Origin of the sequence: Companilactobacillus nantensis DSM 16982, from assembly GCF_001435815.1 — a bacterium.
Lineage (GTDB): Bacteria > Bacillota > Bacilli > Lactobacillales > Lactobacillaceae > Companilactobacillus > Companilactobacillus nantensis.
The window spans coordinates 16,598-35,475 of record NZ_AZFV01000030.1 but is presented as its reverse complement, the minus strand read 5'-3'; the positions used below and the strand labels follow the sequence as shown (position 1 = coordinate 35,475).

Sequence of the window (18,878 nt, the reverse complement as noted above, 5' to 3'; positions counted from 1 at the left end):
GGTTGTCTTTCCACATGGAACCCAAATAACCCAAGCAATCCAAAATCGGATTACTTGGGTTATTTGTTTTAATGCTCGAATGACTTTGTTTTGTCCCACTCTCTAAATTAAGAACAAGAAGATTGTAATAATCAACAAATCGGCACTTCCACCGAGACTGAGATTATTTTCGTTGCAGTAACTATTCATATCATCGAGTGTCTCACGACCTTCAGGATGACTGCAGCCACCTTCTGCTAAGATATTCTCGGCGTATTTTTGAATGTTTTCTAATGATTCAAGGTTGCCACGTTTAACCACATTTGAATCGTACGATTCCGAAACAATCACCATCAACGTATCTAACAAGACTGTTCCAAAATCATTTCCAAAGTGAGCTTTGAGATATGGCAATGACTTTTCAAAAACGGTTGGATAACCACGTTCAGCTTCTCCACGAATGCCAGTAATTCCATACTTTAAAAACATTCGTTCACCATTTGTCAGTTGTTTTTTCTTATCAAGATCTTTGAAATCATGCTCAGTCAAACCACGCAACATTCGTTCAGTTGTTTGACGAATTGCTTGTTGATCATAGCCACTGGCAGCAAGCAAAATGCCGAGTGAAAAGATGGCCCCTTTATGGGTATTAACGCCACCGGTAGCTTCAAACATAACTTTTTCGGCTTCCATCCCAATCGGTCTAATCTCATGAAAAAGCTTTGTTAAATCATCTCCAACAAAGTCTATTCCAGCTTGAGCAAATTGTTCAAAATATGGTTGCAATGAAACAGCACTGTCGATAAAAGTAAAAACGTCCATATCCAAATGGGTTGAGTGATCGACTGGATCAACTAAACCTGGTTTGGGTTGAACGTCTACTTCATATAACAGAGCTTTCAATGCGGCATTGGCTAATCGTGTCCTTAATTCCATGAAAACTCCAATTGTTTATTAATTAGTTTATTTATATACTTTTGCATTTCAGCAACACTGTGTGTGCGACTACGGGCACAAACCTTGGCTGGCTTGTCACATAGTAAACACTTTCGTTCTGGTTGATCAAAATCATGGCGGCTTAATGGATGAATCGCACCATTCTCAACTTTCAAAACATCAATATCAAACAATCGACCTAATTCATTATTATCTTCAAATTTAATCGCTGCTTGTTTAATATCACTCGTATCGCCATTAATTATTAAAAAGACTTCTGGTCCCGTTGCAACATCCCATAACAATTGATAATCAACTGCTAGATTCTTCAAAAATTCGGTTAATCCATGTTGAAAGAAATCAGTTAAATAAAAATTATTTTTAATTGGTCCGGGAATGTTGAGTTTAGCACTGACCAATGATTGATGACTTTTAGTTTTTTGTAACAGTTGCTTTTGTTCCAAAACGCGGGCATCACGATTATTCAAAACATGAGCAATATCTTGAGGAATCCCCTTCGAAAATACATCAATCATTAGCTTTCTCCTAGTCTTTAACTTGGTAAACAGTGTCGATCAAACTACCGTCACGGTATTCAATCAAGGCAACTGGTCTGTCAGTAAATTCAAGTGGTTCTGGCTTACCAACAACAGCTTCAGCGCGTTTTTGAAGTTCTTCGATTGTATAAACGGGAACTCCGGGAACGTTCTTCAAAGCAGCAATTAAATCTTTACGTTTAGGGTTGATAGCAATACCGACTTCAGTAACTAAGACATCGATGCTATCACCAGGCGTTACAACAGTTGTCACATCATTAACAACAGTAGCAATACGTCCACGAACAAGTGGTGCAGAAATGATTGTCAATTTTGCATTGGCAGCATCTTGGTGTCCACCAATAGCACCACGCAAGACACCATCAGAACCTGTCATAACGTTAACGTTGAACTTAGTATCAATTTCCAAAGCTGACAAGATGCAGACATCTAATTGGTTAACAGCAGCACCCTTGTTATATGGATCGGCATACCATGATGAATCGATTTCTTGTTGGTTTTCGTTGTTGGCCATACTTGCGGCAGCACCCTTGTCGAAATCTTGAACATCCAAAATCTTATTAACAAGACCTTCTTCAAGCAAATCAACAGTAGGTTTAGTAATTCCACCTAAAGCAAATGATGCTTTGATATTCTTAGCAATCATTGACTTTCTTAGGTAACGACTGACAGCAAGTGCAGCACCACCAGAACCAGTTTGGAAACTAAAGCCATCTTTAAAGTATTCTGAATGAGTAATTACTTGGTTAACCATTTCAGCAATCTTTAATTCCTTAGGATCTTTAGTGAAACGAGTAGCACCTGAACCAATTTTATCAGGATCTCCGACCTTAGGAACTTTCACAACGTAATCAACTTGTGTTTGTTCGATACTTGCTGGAGTGTTTGGATAAGGCATGATTGTATCTGTTAATAGAACAACCTTGTCAGCATATTTAGCATCCATCAATGAGTAACCCATTGAACCAAAGACAGCATCACCGTGAATAGCATTAGCATTACCAACAGCATCAGCATTAGGAACACCAAGGAAAGCAACATCAATCTTGATATCACCGTTTTCGATTGAACGAGCACGGTTACCATGTGAACGTAAAACAACAGGATCTTTTAAACCACCGTGTGAAATGAAATCACCAAGTGTTCCACGCATACCAGAAGAAGTGATGTGTGAAATAGTTCCAGCTTTGATAGCCTTGATAACCATATCGTTCATAACGTTAGTCAATGAACTAGGAGCAAGTGTCAAATCTTGGAAGCCTTCATTGATAATTTCTTGCATAACCATGTTAAAGACAAAGTCACCTTCACGGAAATGGTGGTGAAATGAAATTGTCATTCCGTTCTTCAAACCAGTTTTCTCGATTACTTCGGGAATTGATTCAACTAATTTGTTATCACCTTGAGAAACCTTAACTTGGTGAGCCACATAAGTTGTTTCAGGATTGCCAATTTCAGTTGTTTCAAATGGTTTGTAGTTCTTTTCTTTTAAAATATCATCAGGAATTTCACGATTTACTTTATTTAGCATAAATATTGCCCTCCTCGTCAACTAAATGTGAAGCTTTAGCCAAAGCCATTGTCCGTTCAGCACGGGCTACAACTGGCTTGTCGACCATCTTACCGCGTAATGAAATAACACCTGAACCCTTCTTGTGGGCTTCTTCAATGGCATGTAAGACATCTTTAGCGTTACGAATTTCCTTATCAGTAGGTGCATAAATTGCATTAACTAATGGAATTTGACGAGGGTTGATGACTGACTTGCCATCGAATCCAAGTTCATGGATAATTTCAACTTCGTGATTGAAACCTTCAGTGTTATCAACATCTGAATAAACAGTATCAAAGGCAGCGATACCAGCAGCACGGGCACCATGCAAAATCATATTACGAGCAAATGAAAGTTCAGCCCCATCAGGGTATCTGCGTGTCTTCATCATTGTAACGTAATCTTCAGCACCAAGTGCGATACCGATCAAACGATCAGAAGCTTTGGCAATAGCTGGAGCATTCAAGACACCACCAGCACTTTCAATAGCAGCCATCATGTGTGTACGACCATTTTCAATACCAAAGAATTTTTCAGCTTCAGCGATAACCTTTTCAGTTTCAACAACATCATCAGGAGTTTCAGTCTTAGGCAAACGGATTACTTGAACACCAGCTTTAACCATGGCAAAAATATCAGCACGGCCCATTTCTGTATCGAGACCATTGATTCTAACAACTAGCTCAGAATTACCGTAATCAACATTTTGTAAAGCTTCAAAAACCATCATACGAGCTGTATCTTTTTCAGTTAAAGAAACAGAATCTTCAAGGTCAAACATAATTGAGTCGGCCCCATAAATACCAGCGTCTTTAATCATAGCTGGGTTATTACCAGGAACAAACATCATGGTTCTACGTAAACGTTCCATTATCCAAGTACCTCCCAATTAGGTTGATTTTGTGTATCAGTTGCACGTTGAATGGCAGCAATCAAACGAGCCTTGATTGTACAATCTAAAGCTCCTTTGTCAACGGCACGAACGTTAACATTTTCAATACCGTAATCAGCCAATAAGTCAGTAATAACTTTTCTGATTTGGTTACCAAATTGTTTTTCAACTTGTGAGTCAAGATTAATTTCGACGCCAGTACCTTTTGACAAAGTGAATTGAATATCACTTGATTCCAAAGTACCTGCTAATGCAGTGTGCTTAATTTCCATCGTGAATCCTCCTTAATAATGTTGGTAAATTAGTTTTAATAAATTTAAAAGTTGTTTCTGGTACGTATTTTTCAACATCCGTTAGGTCATTATTTTGGATGGCGGAACGAACCTTAGTAGCACTAATAATATCTTGATCAACGGCCTGACGGTCGAGTACTTCTAAACTAACCTCTGGTGGTAAAACCTTAGCTAGTGATTGATTATAAATTTCAGTCGTAGGTGAATAAGGTTCACTTCCGACAAAACGTTTCGTTATGTGTAAAACTTTAGCAACGCGCTTAAATACTTGTGCATCCAATTGCGTTTGATAAGTAGCAATATCAGCGCGACTCTTAATAAAATACGAAGGAAAAGTCACAAAGCTGACCATATATTGTCCCCCACTGACAACTTTGACATTCTCCAAATCACTCGTTCCTTGCTTGATCAAATCCATTCGTTCTTCAGTAGTGAATAACGAAGCATCTTGATTAACGACAAACAAGTAAACATAGTCACTAGCCTTAGCAGCCTGTTCAACTAAGTAGCGGTGACCCAAAGTGAATGGATTAGCGTTCATCACAATTGCAGAAATATTTTTACCCGCAACCTTAGGTAAACCGGCAATATATTGATCAATTGAATAATCCCCAGTCTCGAGTAACGAAGAGACAGAAGTTTCAGCAACGATCTGAAAACCTAAATATTCAAAACTCTGTTTGTATTGCGGCTTGGTAAAAACGAAAACATGAAAAATATTTTGCGTAGCCAATTCATTAATTAAAGTAGAAACCAATTTGTTAAAAACAGCTCCACCTTGATAATCAGGCTCAATCGCCAAATACTTCAAAACATTTTCAAAGTAAGACCCAGTCGCAATTAATTCATCATCTTCATAGATACCAAGCGTCTCCGTGATATCATCGAGATTTTCAATGACCAAGCCTTCTTTTTCAACCAAGGATTGCCATTGTTCATAGTAGTAGAAATCTTTTAGATCTAATGTAGTAATCTCCAAAACACAACTCCCATATAGTCCAAATAATTTAAATTACTGCCACACCAATCACTTGATAGATGTATCAACTTAGAAATTCAAATGCTTTAGTCGGAGGGAATGAGAGATTTTTTACCTGCAGTGAAGGTGGCGTTATGGCTTTAGCCATTACACCACGGACATATTTTGAGACTTGCGATTTATGCAAGGCTCAAAATCGAGACCTGAGACCTTGGCTCAGGTCGGTCCCACAGCAGGTAAAAAAATCTCTCATTCCCGGAGACGGCACCAAAACAATTTACTAAGCAAAGAATCTCATCAAGAAAATTGATAGTGTAACAGTAATGGCACCACCTAAACGAACCGCAACTTGAGCAAATGGCATCAAGTTCATACGATCACCAGCAGCAAGGATAGCTAAAGCACCTGTACCACCTTGACCTGAACAGCAAGAAACAGCAATAGCAGTATCAACTGGGTACATATTCAAGAACTTAGCAGCGAAGAAAGCGGCTGTAACGATAGCTGTAACGGTAACGAAAATAGTGATCAACATTGGCACGTTTGTAAAGACAGTAACTAATGATTTCCAAGGTGTCATTGCAACACCAACACCGAATAGTAAGAGTGGTGAGATACCTTTAACAGTTAAACTGTAAAGTGACTTTCCACCTTCTTGAACTGAATCAGGAATCCAGCCAAGCATCTTAGCAACCATAACAACGATCAACAAGACGATTGGAGCTGGCAAGTGGATGATTGAGTTAACGTAAACACCCAACATGTAAAGTGTGATAGCTAAAATACCTGAAACAAGCATCTTAGTAATGTTAGCTGTATCTGATTTAGATGAAAGACTGCCTAATTCATCAGCACTATCATCTGATTCAACTAAACGACCATTACCTGTCAAACTTGGTTTCCAGACACCGATTTGTCTTAAGATACCAGCTTCAATAACGGCAACTAAACTACCTAACATAACACAAGGTAAAATTTGGGCGAAAATATTTTGTTGGCCCATTGAAATAATAGCGGCATAACCTAGTGATAATGGCAAAGCACCTTCACCAACACCACCAGCCATAATTGGTGCAACGATAAAGAAGTATGACTTGTAAGCTGAAAGCCCAAGTAACATTCCGACTCCCATACCGACAAGTGGTCCAACGACTTCACAGATTAAAAGAACGACGATGATACGCATACTTGCTTGAATCAAAGTCTTACGATTCATAGCTGAAATACTACCAACAATTAGCAATGCAATGAAAACAGCTAGGAAATTGTTGTTGTTCATAAAGTCAGTTACGACTTTTGTTGTACTCTTTGGTAACCAACTCATGTAAACCAAGAATGATGGCAAGAAAGTAACAACTAAAACTTTTCCACCTAAGGAATTCAAAACTGGAATGTGTTTTCCGATTTCTTCCAAGATGAAAGAGAATAAAGTCATGATACCGATAGCGCCAATCATGTCATTGGGCATTTGGTTAGTCATTGTTAATAAGACATAAGCTACTAATAGTAGTAGATAAAGTGGCATTGGTACGATACCGATATTTAATGCCATAAACTTTTGGAAGATATTTTTGTGCTTATCTTCGTCAGGAATCGAGTTCAATTGCATGATTTAATCCTCATTTTTCACAAAATTTGTAACTGCGTCTGACACGGTCTTAACAACGTTCTTATCAAAAACTCCGGGAATAATTTTTTCAGGTTTTGGATCAGTGATCATAGCTGCTAAACCTTGGGCAACACTAGCTTCCATTTCAGCACTAAAGTGATCAACGTGATTTTCCAAAAGTCCTCTGAAGAGTCCTGGGAAAGCTAAAATATTATTAACTTGGTTAGGATGTTGTGAACTACCAGTAGCAACAACTTTGGCACCAGCGGCTTGAGCAAGTTCTGGTTCAATTTCAGGTTTTGGATTAGCTAAAGCAAAGACGATACCATCATCCATTGAAGCAACCATTTTTTTAGTAACAAGTCCACCAACTGACAAACCAACGAATGCATCAGCACCCTTCATAGCATCAGCCAATGTCTTAGCACCTGTTTGGTTGTTGATACGTTTCATTAAACTATATTGATAATCATTTAAACTAGTTTGGTTACTATCGATAACACCCTTTTTATCAACTAAAACGATGTTCTTGATTCCACTCTTGAATAATAATTCAGCCGTAGCCAAACCTGAAGCACCGACACCATTGATAACAACTTTTAAATCTTTCAAATCTTTGTTAACAACTTTAGCGGCATTGATCAAACCAGCTAGAACAACAATAGCTGTTCCTTCTTGGTCATCGTGATAAACCGGAATATCAAGTTTTTCTGCCAATTTTTGTTCAATTTCAAAACATCTTGGGGCAGCGATGTCTTCCAAGTGAATTCCGGCAAAACTCTTACTGATGTTGACAACTGTTTGTACGAATTCATCAACATTAACTTGATCTAAAGCTAAAGGAATTGCATTAACATTTGCTAAACGCTTGTATAACAAGGCTTTACCTTCGATAACTGGTAAGCCACCTTGAGGACCGATGTCGCCCAAGCCTAGAACGGCTGAACCATCAGTAATGATTGCAACTAATTTACCACTGACAGTGTATTCTGAAGCCAAGTCATGGTTTTTAGCAATAATTTTACTAATTTCAGCAACTCCTGGTGTATATGCTTCACCAAGTTCTTCCATTGTTGAAACGGGTAGCTCTCCATTGATTTGGAGAACACCTGTATGCGCTTTATGTATTTTTTTAACTAATTCCATATCCATAGGTGTCGCCTCTTTTTAAATAATTAAAAAATATTCAATAAATTTAACATTTTTCAATTTGAATACTACTCTATTTTTGAAAAAATGTAAATAGTTTCACAAAGTTCACAAACTTTCAAAATTGAAATCAAGTGATAAATAAGGTAACTTATATATAACAAAGGAGATTTATCATGCCCCAAGAAGAAAATACGTCATTATTAGTAGATTTGGCTCAAGACTATTATTTAAACCATTTGAACTTGGGCGACATCTCGAAAAAGTACAATATCAGTCGTTATAAGATTTCAAAATATCTGACTGAAGCAGTCGATAAAAAAATTGTCACAATCAACATTAGTTCACCTTTTTCACGAAGTTCTGACTTGGAAAACAAACTTAAAAGTGTCTTTCCAAATCCTAACTTTTACGTTTTGAAAAATACTGAAGACATTGCCCACGAGAATGATCGTTTTTATTCGTTTGCGGCTAAGTATTTACAAGATTTGATTGATGGCAAAAAAATAATCGGTCTCACCTGGGGAGACACGATTTATCATGTGATCGATGCTTTTCAAACAACAGCCAAAGACAACATGGTCTTTACCCAATTTATCGGTGAAAATGGTAAACATAATTCATTAGCCGGTACGATGCGTATGGTTCAAAAAGTAGCTACACGTTATAACGGTAAATATTTAACCATCGACGCACCACTATATATCGTCAACAAAGAAGTTAGACGTCTATTAGCTTTGGAACCAGCTATTCAGCCTTCCCTAGCAACAGCCGAACAATTGGATTTGATTTTTACGAGTGTGGGAACATTGGACTCGATCAACAGTATCAACTCTTGGTATAACAGTAAGAACGTCCTCTTCCCCAAAGTTAATTCCAATTCAATTGCGGCTTTAGTTTACGGTCGGCCAATTGATAAAGATGGTAACTTGTTAGTTAGCGAAGATGACGATAAGGTCTTTGGTATTAGTTTTAAGAAGATTTTGGAAGTTCCCTCACGAGTTACAATTGTTAATGATAAATTCAAGTCGTCGGCTTTAAATGCCGCTTTACAAGGTAATTATTTTACTGATGTAATTTTGAATGAACCTACGGCTAATAAGCTTCTTGCTGAGTTGTAGGCTCCGCATTTTTCCATTGAAATTATATTATATTAAACTACGTATTATACGAATCTATACAAAAAGACCATTAAACCGAAAGTTAAAACTTTCGATTCAATGGTCTTTTTTATAATCCAAACTACTCTCTATCGGTGAATTAGTCGGAAAAGTTAAGAAATGGCATATTTAACTATTGTTACTTGAACTTATTAGATAAGTGACTTATGTAAATGCGGCTAATTATATAACCGACTATCAATCCTACTAATGCAGGAACGACCCAACCAAGGCTCATTTCTGCTAATGGTAAATGATTGTTCCACGTTAATACATGTTGAACAAAGGTATTGGTTTGTAATGCTTTAGGAAGTGCTTCAACTCCCGCAAATAATGCAGGAATGATTGTAAATAAAATCGTCATCCCAAAGGTAATTTTAGAATCACCAATTAGTGGTGTTAATACTGAAATTATTATCAAAACCATCGCCAATGGATACAAGAACATTAAGACTGGCGTTGAATAGTTGATCAATTTTGTCAAACCGATATTAGCTACTAAAAATGAAAATGTGCCGGCGATTATTAAAACAACTTTGTAATTAAATTTTGGAAACATTTCTTTAGCTGTCTCACCAAAAGCCGATGACAAACCAATAGATGTTTTCAAACAGGCAATGATGGCTATCAACGCCAACAACAAACTTCCAAAGGAACCGAAGTAATAATTGAAGACTTGGGCCAATGTTACACCACCGTTCGAGGCTAATGGCAACTTATTGACGCTCATTGTCCCAATCAATGCTAGGAATGCATAAATGATTCCCATTAAAACAACACTAATCAAGCCTGAACGAATCGTATCTTTAGCAATTTGACCAGGATGCGTGACACCTAAGGATTTAATCGTATCAATCACAACCACACCAAAAGCCAGTGATGCCAAAGCATCCATTGTATTATAACCTTCAGTAAAACCAGTCAATACTGGACTTTTCGCGTATTGACCTTGAGGAATCGCATTTAAACCACCCATTGGTTTGATAAAGGCAGTAACAATTAAAATACCTAGTAAAACTAAAAATATCGGTGTTAGCCATTTACCAACATAGGTCATCAACTTACTTGGTTTTCGTGCTAATAAATAGGTGACGATAAAGAAGATTGCTGAAAAAATCAACAAAACCACACCTTGATGTGCTTTACCAACGAAGGGAGCGATACCTAATTGGAACGATATCGTAGCCAAACGTGGAATTGCAAAAAATGGTCCCATTGTTAAATACAACAAAATAGTAAAGATATAGGCAAAAGGTCGATTAACCTTACCTGCTAAATCAAACACACTATTACTGCCGGTCATCCCCATACTAGCAACACCTAGCAGTGGCAAGCCGACACCTGTGATCAACAATCCGATAATGGCATAAAAGACATTGCTACCAGACTGTTGTCCTAAGAAGACAGGAAAAATCAGATTACCGGCACCAAAAAAAAGTCCAAACAACATTGATCCGATAAAGAAAAGATTTCTCCAAGTTAATTTTTCATTCATTAATTTCACTCTCTTATATAAATATCCTTTAAATATGATAAGCGACTCGGGGCGGTAGAACAACTATTTTATTTTTTAATGCCGCCTACGGGAACGAGAAAAAAATTAGCCTGCTGTGGAACCGCTCCGAGCCAAGGTCTCGAAGCTCGGTTTTGAACTTTGAGCAAACCACTCAAATTTCAAAACACGTCCGTGCTGTAAGAATGGAAAATCACCATTCTAACACCACCTTCACTGCAGGCTAATTTTTTCTCATTCCCTCCGGCTAGGATATTTTAAAAATAAAATAATTATTCCCTTCTTATTTAAATAAAATCAGTCAAAAGACAAAAACAAAAGACCAACCTTTCCTTATTCTTAGGATTGGCTGGTCTTCCATTTGATTCATTTAAAATAATATTTTTTATTTTCCATCATAATCTCCGCCACCCAGTACTACCACTGTGGAAAATCTTGAAATCAGGCGGCCTTCCCAATTTTGAAGATCAGCCATCTCTTAAAACTCGTGTATCGTTCAACAGATGTTCTTAAATTATTAACTTTGCCCCACAGTGATACTGCAAGATGGCGGAAATTGCTGTAAAAAGTATTACTTTCTTTGGCACCTAATTTCATCGTTATAACGGAAACACATACTATATCTATTTCTCACCCCTAGAGGCGGCCCCATTTAAACGTTGATTGTCTCGACTTTAACGATATTATCATTCATCGATAAATTCTCTACGATATCAACGTAATCAATGCTCTTATCAAAGTCGATTGAATAAACATTAGTATAGATATTACGATTATTAATCGTAGCAACACGGAATTTCACATTTTCGACGGAGATGTTATTTTCCTCAAAATAGTCGTTGATGAATTCCTTTGCTGCTGATTTATTTTTATATTCAATTTTTAATTTTCTAACGGGATTAATCCGAATAATCTTTTTCAAAAAAGCTACCACACCAAACACCACCAAAAAACTACTTATTGCAATAATATAATCGCCCATTCCAATAGCTATTCCGATACAAGCTACTACCCAGAGGCTGGCCGCGGTCGTTAGTCCTCGAATCGAATGATTCTGAACAATGATCGTACCTGCGCCTAAAAAGCCAATACCACTAACGACTTGAGCAATTAATCGTGCCTCATCAACACGAACTATTCCCTTATACTGTGGATATTGTTTGGCAATCATTAATGCGTTGAAACCAATATCCTTTTGAATCAAAGCTATAATACATGCACCTAAACAAACTAAGATGTGTGTTCTCAAACCGGCTGGTCGATGCTTATAGGCTCGATCTATACCGATAATACCTGAGAATAATGTGGCCAATAATAGACGAACTATTACGGTCGTAGCATCTAAATGGGCAATCAATTAAACCACACCCAATAGTCCCATGATAATGGCAAATACCAAGACACCTAATAAAATCCAGTTAACATTAACTTTCTTACTCAACAACCAGTAGCAAAGCAATGTAATTCCAAGTGGAACTAAACCTTTGAAAAGTTGGTCAAAATAAGTTTGAATTTCAATTGGTTTCCCACCAGCGATTGGAACGGATAACTTGGATTCGAATTTAACCATGCTGGCAGTCATACTACCAATCATAATCAATCCTAAAGTACTAGCAGCTTTGTTCAAAATCTTCATACTACCGTTAGCATAAATTTTTTCAATAAAGGATGAGCCTAATGAGAAACCCATATATGTTAAGTAATATCTTGTCAAAATAGCTGGAATATTATAAATCAAAAGGAACAAGATTGGTCCCAAAACTGAGCCTTGAGCTGCCAAACTAATTCCGACACCAGCTGCGATAACACGGATAACACCCCAGAAAATTGAGTCTCCAATACCTGACAATGGTCCCATCAAGGAGGTTTTCAAAGCAACGATTGATTCTGCATCAAAGTCTTTTTCTTCGGCATTCTTCTTTTCCATTGAAGCAACTAGTCCCATAACGAATGTACCGACGTTTTGAGTAATGTTGTACCAAGTAGTATGGCGCATGTAAGCTTCACGACGACCTTCAGGGTCATCTTTATAGTAGCGGTTCAAAGCTGGTGCAACGGAGTACATGAACCCTGGTGCATGGGCTTTAGTAGCTCCGGCACGACTGGCAAAAACGGTGAAGGAACGCCAGAAAATTCCATTAAGCATTTTACGGTCTTCTTTTGAGATGTTTTCGTTCATTTTCATGAGAAAAAGTCCTCCTCTTCTTGTTCAGATTCCGAACCAGCGGCAGCTCCAGATGCACTTACAGTTGGTCGCATTTCTAATTCTTTTTGTTTGTTTTCAATATCTAAGAGTTGTTTGTCTTTGAAACTAGTTACAAGCACAAGAATGATACCTAATACGGCTACAGCAACAGAAGGCAATTCCAAATATGCTACAAGTACAAAACCTAAGAAGAAGTATGGAGCAAGTTGTTTACTCCAAAGCATTCTCATCAAAATGGCGAAACCAACGGCTGGCAATAAACCACCAGTAGCAGCAAGTCCAGCCATCAAGTTATCAGGAATACTGTTAACTAATTGTTGAACTGGTTTGGCACCTTTCAAAACACTGAAGAAAGTAATTAGTGAGAAAATGAAATAATTAATGAACCACATAGAATAATGCATGATAGCAATCGCACGTGGATTATTTTCTTTAGCATATTTATCAACAAGTGGAGCAAATAAGTTCATTACAACGTTCTTCATAAACATGGAAATAAAGGCTGCTAACACACCAATTGGCACGGCTAAAGCTAAGGCCGCCTTGTCGTTAACATTCAAGACAATTGAAAAAGTTGTTGCTAAAACGGTAGCTGTTACAGGTTCGGCTGATAGAGCACCACCGATATCAACGGCTCCCATGAAAATTGCTTCTAGTGAAGCTCCCATAATAATTCCTGTACGCATATCCCCAAAAATCAAACCGGCGATACAGCCAACTACTAGTGGACGTTCGATCATCGATTGACCAAATAGCCAATTACCGCCGTAACAAATGAAAACTGTTAAAGCAGCTAAAAACGCTTCTTTATACATGATTTTTCCCCCTCGGAAATTATTTATTTTTCAACATTGAAGCAATTGAAGCTTTTTGATTGCTTGGAACAACTTGTTGGAATACCGGTGTATCAAGTTTAACAAGTTCTTTCAAAGCAGCTAATTCACTGTCACTCAACATCAAAGTACTACCAACTTGATGTGTTTCTCCCTCAGAATTGTCAGCAAAACGACCAACATTAGCTACGTTGATACCATCAATATCGTCGACGTTTTGAGCAATCTTCAAGGCGTCAGCTACGTTGTTAGTTAATGCAAACATGCGCATCCCTTTACCTTTTGGATTATTGAAAACTTTAATTGCCTCATCAACAGAACGGATCAATAATTTCTTTCCTGTTGGTGTTGCCATTTTCAAAGTCATTTGAACCATCTCATTGCTAGCGGCGTTATCATTTGCCACGACAATTCCTGGTGTATCCAATTCTTTAGTCCAAACTAGTGCTACTTGACCATGAATCAAACGGTCATCAATTCTTAATTGTGCAATCATAATTAATTCCTCCCTATTCTAAAAAGCTGTCGTCTGATAAATTTGTGTCATCGTGTGAAACTTCTACCAATTGAACTTGGCTTGCAGCAATTAATTCTTGCAAACTTTCTTTGGTAACTGAATCAGTTGATAAAGCGACCGATAAAACAATGGCTAAGTTAGTTCCCGTTATTACAAAAATATTTTTTTGTTGAGCAACTTCTAACATTACTTTTTGGTTAACACTGCCACCAAGTAAATCTGTAAAAATAACACCGGTTTTACCATGCAAATCTTCAACAAACGTTTTAATATCTTTCGTGTAATCACGATCATCGACATAAGCATCAATCACAGATACTTCTTTGCCCAAGCCGGTTAAAATATCTAACGAACTTTGAATGCCGCTGGCCAAGTGACCGTGACTAGCAATTAAAATTTTATTCATGTTTCTTACCCCTTAATTTGTCTACACTCTTATATAAGCAAGTTCCGTGCCAACTTTTCAAAAGCCTGATAAATCAAACAAAAAGAAGCTAGTGTTTAATGTTAAACACTAGCTTCTTTTTTATCTTGAACACTAAAACAGTTCTTTAAACACTTCATACATCAACGATAATTCGTAATCATTCACTTCAACGTTGTACTTCAACTCTAATGGTTGGAAGATACTCTTCGAAATTGAAATGAATTCTTTCTCGTCTTTACTTGGCGTAATTTCGGGTACTTTAGGTGCCTTGCGAATCATCAATCGCTCAATCATCAAAGCTATATGCATGTACAAGTTGAGCTTAATTTTTCCATCAAGTTTCAAATCATAATAACTTTCATATTTATAAATAACTGTTTCGACTTCTTTAATAATGATTTTAGGATTAAGAAAACTAAGTCGTTCACTGACACCCTCAATCGAAAAGAAACGCAATAGTTCTTGGTTAACTTTATCAACTGAATCAGGATTCAAATATGGAGCTAATAATTTTCCTAATTTTTGTTCACCTTTAGCATCCAATAAATCGTAAATATTAATATTAGGAATATTGAAATCATCCGGCAAACTCGTGGTCGTTAAGACAAATAACGTTGTATCAAAATAATGATTATCATTTTGATGGATATTGCTCTTCAAATCATAGTAGTCAATCGTGTTAATTTGAATATCTTTCGGTAAATATGGTGCCATTGTCTCTTTGATTTTCTCTGAAATACCCAGACCAGAAATACAGGATATAATAATATTCTTTTTATCAGAATAACCTGAATAATATTGACTGTGAATTTCATATTCTGATTCTGCTGCAGCCGCAATTGTTTTAAAAGCTGTCTTGCTTTGAATCTTTAATGCAACATCTAAGGCCGTTGCCGTCGTTAAGTTATCAATCACCAACAGATCACCATTCAAATGACTTTTAATTTCAGAATACAACTGATTCAAAGAACCCATATCAACCAACATCACGGTTCCGTTAGAAGTATCGTAAGAATCAAATAAGTCCTTAGTCTTTTTAACAATATCCGCAATACCAGTATCAATTGGCATATCAATCGCATCAAAAACATAATTTCCACAGAGTTGATTAACCACTGCTTGAATGCTTGTGGCTGTATCTTCACCATGAGCTAACAATAAGCCACGCAATTGCAAGGTTTCATCTACCCGTTCACTTAGCAGTAAAGCCAAGATAGTTTTCAATGAATAACAGCGATAATTCAAACTCTTAAAGAAATAATTAGCCACGTGATATGAACGCGGACAAAAACTTTTTAACTTATTGATAAAACTAGTTAACTGTTTATCGGCAATCGTAAAATTAATTTTATATAGCTTATAAATAATTGAACTCAAATTACCAATATCATGAATTCCAAACTGTTTACTAACAACTCGATCCATCTTTTGTTTGAATTTCAAATACGTTGGCTGATCAAATTCGGTCATTGTCATTGATTCATCAAACTTTTCTAAATCACGAATGGCTTTTTTTCGATTATACGTTAACAAATTGCTTTCAGACTTTAATAATTCCGTAATTGCTTTCGTAATTTTTTCTTTAGCGACATTATCAGAACAACTCTTCGTGAAATCATAGTTTTTTTCGGGATCAATCATAATAAAATCGTCCGTCGCTGGCACGTTACTTTGTAGAATAAATTCATTGTGCTTAACAGCAATCACTGGTGCATTTTGTTGGTCTTTATAAGCATTGGCACAACCGACTTTAATCAAATTTTTCAATCGACCAATATTTCCATTCGACTTCAAACTGACTAAACTTTCTAAAGCATCATTGTAAACTTTCAGTGGTCGTTGCATCTTCTGAGCTTCGTTGTAAAAAATTGAATAAACCAAATTCAACCGTTCATTGCGTGGGCGTTGATCGTAATCTGGTAAATGAACTGCAATCGAAATTCGACGCCGAAATGTTTCTAACAACACATCGTCGGTATTTTCAGTCGTCGCAAACATAAACCGAACTTTTGCATGCTGCTCAGTATCATTTTCCCCAACACGGCGGAATGAACCACTATCTATAAAGCTAAAGAGTTTTTCCTGATTTTCACTAGATAAACGATGAACCTCATCTAAAAACAAATAACCACCATCTGCTTTTTCCAACAGACCACTCTTAGTTTCATTAGCCCCCGTAAAAGCTCCTTTGGCATAACCAAATAAAATACTCGATAGCAATTCTGGATTATTGGCATAATCAGCACAATTAAGCGTTAAAAAAGGTGCATTATCGGCAATTGCTTTCGATGAAATCGCATATTGATACAGTTTCTTCGCCAAATAACTTTTACCTACACCACTATTTCCAGTAATAATAATGCTCAAACCATTAGGTGGATAATGCACTGCCGCCTCGCACTGTGAGACTACATTTTTCAAACTACTGTTAGCTCCGATAAAATTGTTGAACGCAGTCACTTTCTTTGGAGCAGTGGTTTCTTCTCCAACCAAATTCCATAAAACAGGTCGACCTTCCCCCTTTACGACAATCCCCTCGTCAGTCAATTGATTCAAATAATGACTCGTCACTGAACGACTGAGTTCCAATTGTTGTGCCAGTTCACTCGTATTAATCGGCAACTTATCAGATTGAGCAAGTTCTTGTAGTTTTAGTACCAAATTATCTTTTGCTTCCAAAAGGTGACCCCCCACATATACATTTTTTATAACTCAACTTGTTAAAAATAATCAATAGTTTATATAATACATGGTTATCTCTGGAAATGCTTTCATTTTTTTTTGATATCTGCCACCTGCGGGAACGAGAAAAAATGTAATTATTCATAATATCCAACTAAATTTCTATAAATAAACTAGCCGAAGGTTGGGAGCTGAGCAATGGAAATCAGCAGTGATAGTGGTGTTAGAGCTTTAGCTCTTACTCCACGGACATATTTTGAAATTCGTGTGCATTTCACGAAGTTCAAAATCGAGGTCTGAGACCTTGGCTCAGACCGGTCCCACAGCAGATTATCCATTGCTCAGCTCCCAACCGCAGGCGGTATATTTCAAAATAAAACAAAAAAAGAACCAAATCCAAAATACAGATTTGGTCCCTTCGGTAGTGGTTATAAAACGAGTATTACATACTAATCTCTATGCTAGATATGTATCTTCAACCCATTCGTTTGTAGCAACACGGTAATATGTGTGACCATTGTATGTCTTAGTTTGATCAGTATACCAAGGTGTCTTGTTTGCTAAACCACGGTTTGTAATAGTTGAAATTGAGCCATCGCTAGCGAAAGCATAAAGTTTAACGTAATCTCCATTAGCATTGTTAACTTTGATTGTGCTGCCGTTTGTTTGTGCACCACCATTTGTTTCAGCTGTGCCATCATATTGAGTCAAGTTGTAAGTTTGAATCAAGTTGTTCAATGATGAAGCATAGTTAGGAGCTGTAGCATATCTACCTTGTAGCCATGCAGTAGCATCCTTGTATGATGAAGTATTTTCTTTCCATGTACCGCTGTAATAACTTGAATTCCATGAAACACCGTTACGTAGTTTGTTACCATTATCAGCGAATGATTCATAGTAACTTGGGTACTTTCTGAAGTTAGCATTGATTGTATACCAACCTTGGGCAGCACTCCATTCAGATGTTGGCATTGTTACGTAGGCACCATTGTAGTCACCCTTAATACCAAATAAGTTATGTCCTTGAGTAGCCAAAGTTGATGTACCCCAACCACTTTCAAGAATAGCTTGAGCCAACATAACTGAAGTATAAACTCCGTATTGTGAAGCGGCCTTTTGAGCCATAGGTACAGCTGATGCTAAGAAAGCTTGTTGTTGTGCTGATGTAGCACCTGTAGCAGCTTGGATAACGGCAGTTGTATTTAAAGCATTGTTAATTGATTCACTGGCAGCTTGAACAGTAGCTGAAGTAGCAACTGTTGTATCAGCCTTCTTAGCTGAGCCGGCAATGACGTTTGCACTATTATCTTGTGATTTATTATTTACTTGTTCTGTACTTGTTTGTGGTGCAGCTGAATCTGCATCGTTTGTTGTTGCAGCTGACACAACAGAAGGTGTCGCAGTTGCAGCTAATGTGCCAAGTACTAAAGCACTAGTTAGTAGATTTTTTTTAGACATAGAATGGTTTCCCCTTAATAAATAATCTAGTTATAGACTACTATTTAAAAAAAGTAGTTTCAATAAAACCGGGATTTTGTAACAAGAATTAAACATTCGAAAATAAATTGTAATTTTTTGCCACTTGACTTTAAGA

The 18,878-nt window shown here is 37.1% G+C and carries 17 protein-coding genes; 1 reads left to right on the top strand and 16 read right to left on the bottom strand.

Annotation, left to right across the window (positions count from 1 at the left end; genetic code table 11):
• Positions 1–102 precede the first annotated feature (102 nt).
• The 8 genes from citG to FD31_RS11435 form a co-directional block, all read right to left on the bottom strand.
• Positions 103–915, bottom strand: a complete 813-nt coding sequence (gene citG / locus FD31_RS11470; protein WP_057892919.1) for a triphosphoribosyl-dephospho-CoA synthase CitG — start codon at positions 913–915, stop codon at positions 103–105.
• Positions 906–1,451, bottom strand: coding sequence for a citrate lyase holo-[acyl-carrier protein] synthase (gene citX / locus FD31_RS11465; protein ID WP_057892918.1), 546 nt, complete (start codon positions 1,449–1,451; stop codon positions 906–908). Before citX ends, citG begins: the two co-directional genes overlap by 10 nt.
• Before the next feature lie 10 nt (positions 1,452–1,461).
• Positions 1,462–3,003 (bottom strand): citrate lyase subunit alpha, encoded by a 1,542-nt coding sequence (gene citF, locus FD31_RS11460; RefSeq protein ID WP_057892917.1) that lies wholly within the window; start codon positions 3,001–3,003, stop codon positions 1,462–1,464.
• Positions 2,993–3,895 carry a citrate (pro-3S)-lyase subunit beta gene (gene citE / locus FD31_RS11455; protein WP_057892916.1) on the bottom strand — a complete coding sequence of 301 codons (903 nt, stop codon included), beginning with the start codon at positions 3,893–3,895 and terminating at the stop codon, positions 2,993–2,995. The genes citF and citE overlap by 11 nt, the downstream gene beginning before the upstream one ends.
• Positions 3,895–4,188, bottom strand: a complete 294-nt coding sequence (gene citD / locus FD31_RS11450; protein ID WP_057892915.1) for a citrate lyase acyl carrier protein — start codon at positions 4,186–4,188, stop codon at positions 3,895–3,897. Before citD ends, citE begins: the two co-directional genes overlap by 1 nt.
• On the bottom strand, positions 4,178–5,188 hold the full coding sequence (gene citC / locus FD31_RS11445) for a [citrate (pro-3S)-lyase] ligase (protein ID WP_057892914.1): 1,011 nt from the start codon (positions 5,186–5,188) through the stop codon (positions 4,178–4,180). Before citC ends, citD begins: the two co-directional genes overlap by 11 nt.
• A 280-nt stretch (positions 5,189–5,468) precedes the next feature.
• Entirely contained in the window at positions 5,469–6,755 is a 1,287-nt protein-coding gene (locus tag FD31_RS11440) for a 2-hydroxycarboxylate transporter family protein (protein ID WP_371862666.1), read from the bottom strand.
• 45 nt (positions 6,756–6,800) lie between these two features.
• A complete protein-coding gene (locus FD31_RS11435; RefSeq protein ID WP_057892913.1) occupies positions 6,801–7,949 on the bottom strand; it encodes an NAD(P)-dependent malic enzyme in 1,149 nt (382 codons plus the stop codon).
• Between the two features lie 173 nt (positions 7,950–8,122).
• Here FD31_RS11435 and FD31_RS11430 point away from each other — a divergent pair, with 173 nt between their 5' ends.
• Complete coding sequence (locus FD31_RS11430) at positions 8,123–9,067, top strand: sugar-binding transcriptional regulator (RefSeq protein WP_057892912.1); 945 nt, start codon at positions 8,123–8,125, stop codon at positions 9,065–9,067.
• 178 nt (positions 9,068–9,245) lie between these two features.
• On the opposite strand, the gene brnQ is transcribed toward FD31_RS11430, so the two are convergent.
• From brnQ to FD31_RS11390, 8 genes are all read right to left on the bottom strand, one after another.
• Positions 9,246–10,601, bottom strand: coding sequence for a branched-chain amino acid transport system II carrier protein (brnQ, locus tag FD31_RS11425; protein ID WP_057892911.1), 1,356 nt, complete (start codon positions 10,599–10,601; stop codon positions 9,246–9,248).
• Between the two features lie 670 nt (positions 10,602–11,271).
• On the bottom strand, positions 11,272–11,973 hold the full coding sequence (locus FD31_RS11420; RefSeq protein ID WP_057892921.1) for an MgtC/SapB family protein: 702 nt from the start codon (positions 11,971–11,973) through the stop codon (positions 11,272–11,274).
• 3 nt (positions 11,974–11,976) lie between these two features.
• Positions 11,977–12,804, bottom strand: a complete 828-nt coding sequence (locus FD31_RS11415; protein ID WP_057892910.1) for a PTS system mannose/fructose/sorbose family transporter subunit IID — start codon at positions 12,802–12,804, stop codon at positions 11,977–11,979.
• The gene (locus FD31_RS11410) at positions 12,801–13,640 is read right to left on the bottom strand and encodes a PTS mannose/fructose/sorbose/N-acetylgalactosamine transporter subunit IIC (protein WP_057892909.1); all 840 of its coding nucleotides are present in this window, start codon (positions 13,638–13,640) and stop codon (positions 12,801–12,803) included. The genes FD31_RS11415 and FD31_RS11410 overlap by 4 nt, the downstream gene beginning before the upstream one ends.
• 19 nt (positions 13,641–13,659) lie before the next feature.
• A complete protein-coding gene (locus FD31_RS11405) occupies positions 13,660–14,154 on the bottom strand; it encodes a PTS sugar transporter subunit IIB (RefSeq protein ID WP_057892908.1) in 495 nt (164 codons plus the stop codon).
• Positions 14,155–14,167: 13 nt separating this feature from the next.
• Positions 14,168–14,581: a PTS sugar transporter subunit IIA gene (locus FD31_RS11400; RefSeq protein ID WP_057892907.1), complete on the bottom strand. Its 414-nt coding sequence runs from the start codon at positions 14,579–14,581 to the stop codon at positions 14,168–14,170.
• 132 nt (positions 14,582–14,713) lie between these two features.
• Positions 14,714–17,281 (bottom strand): sigma 54-interacting transcriptional regulator, encoded by a 2,568-nt coding sequence (locus FD31_RS11395; protein WP_057892906.1) that lies wholly within the window; start codon positions 17,279–17,281, stop codon positions 14,714–14,716.
• Positions 17,282–17,740: 459 nt separating this feature from the next.
• Entirely contained in the window at positions 17,741–18,742 is a 1,002-nt protein-coding gene (locus FD31_RS11390; RefSeq protein WP_057892905.1) for a glycoside hydrolase family 73 protein, read from the bottom strand.
• Positions 18,743–18,878: the final 136 nt, after the last annotated feature.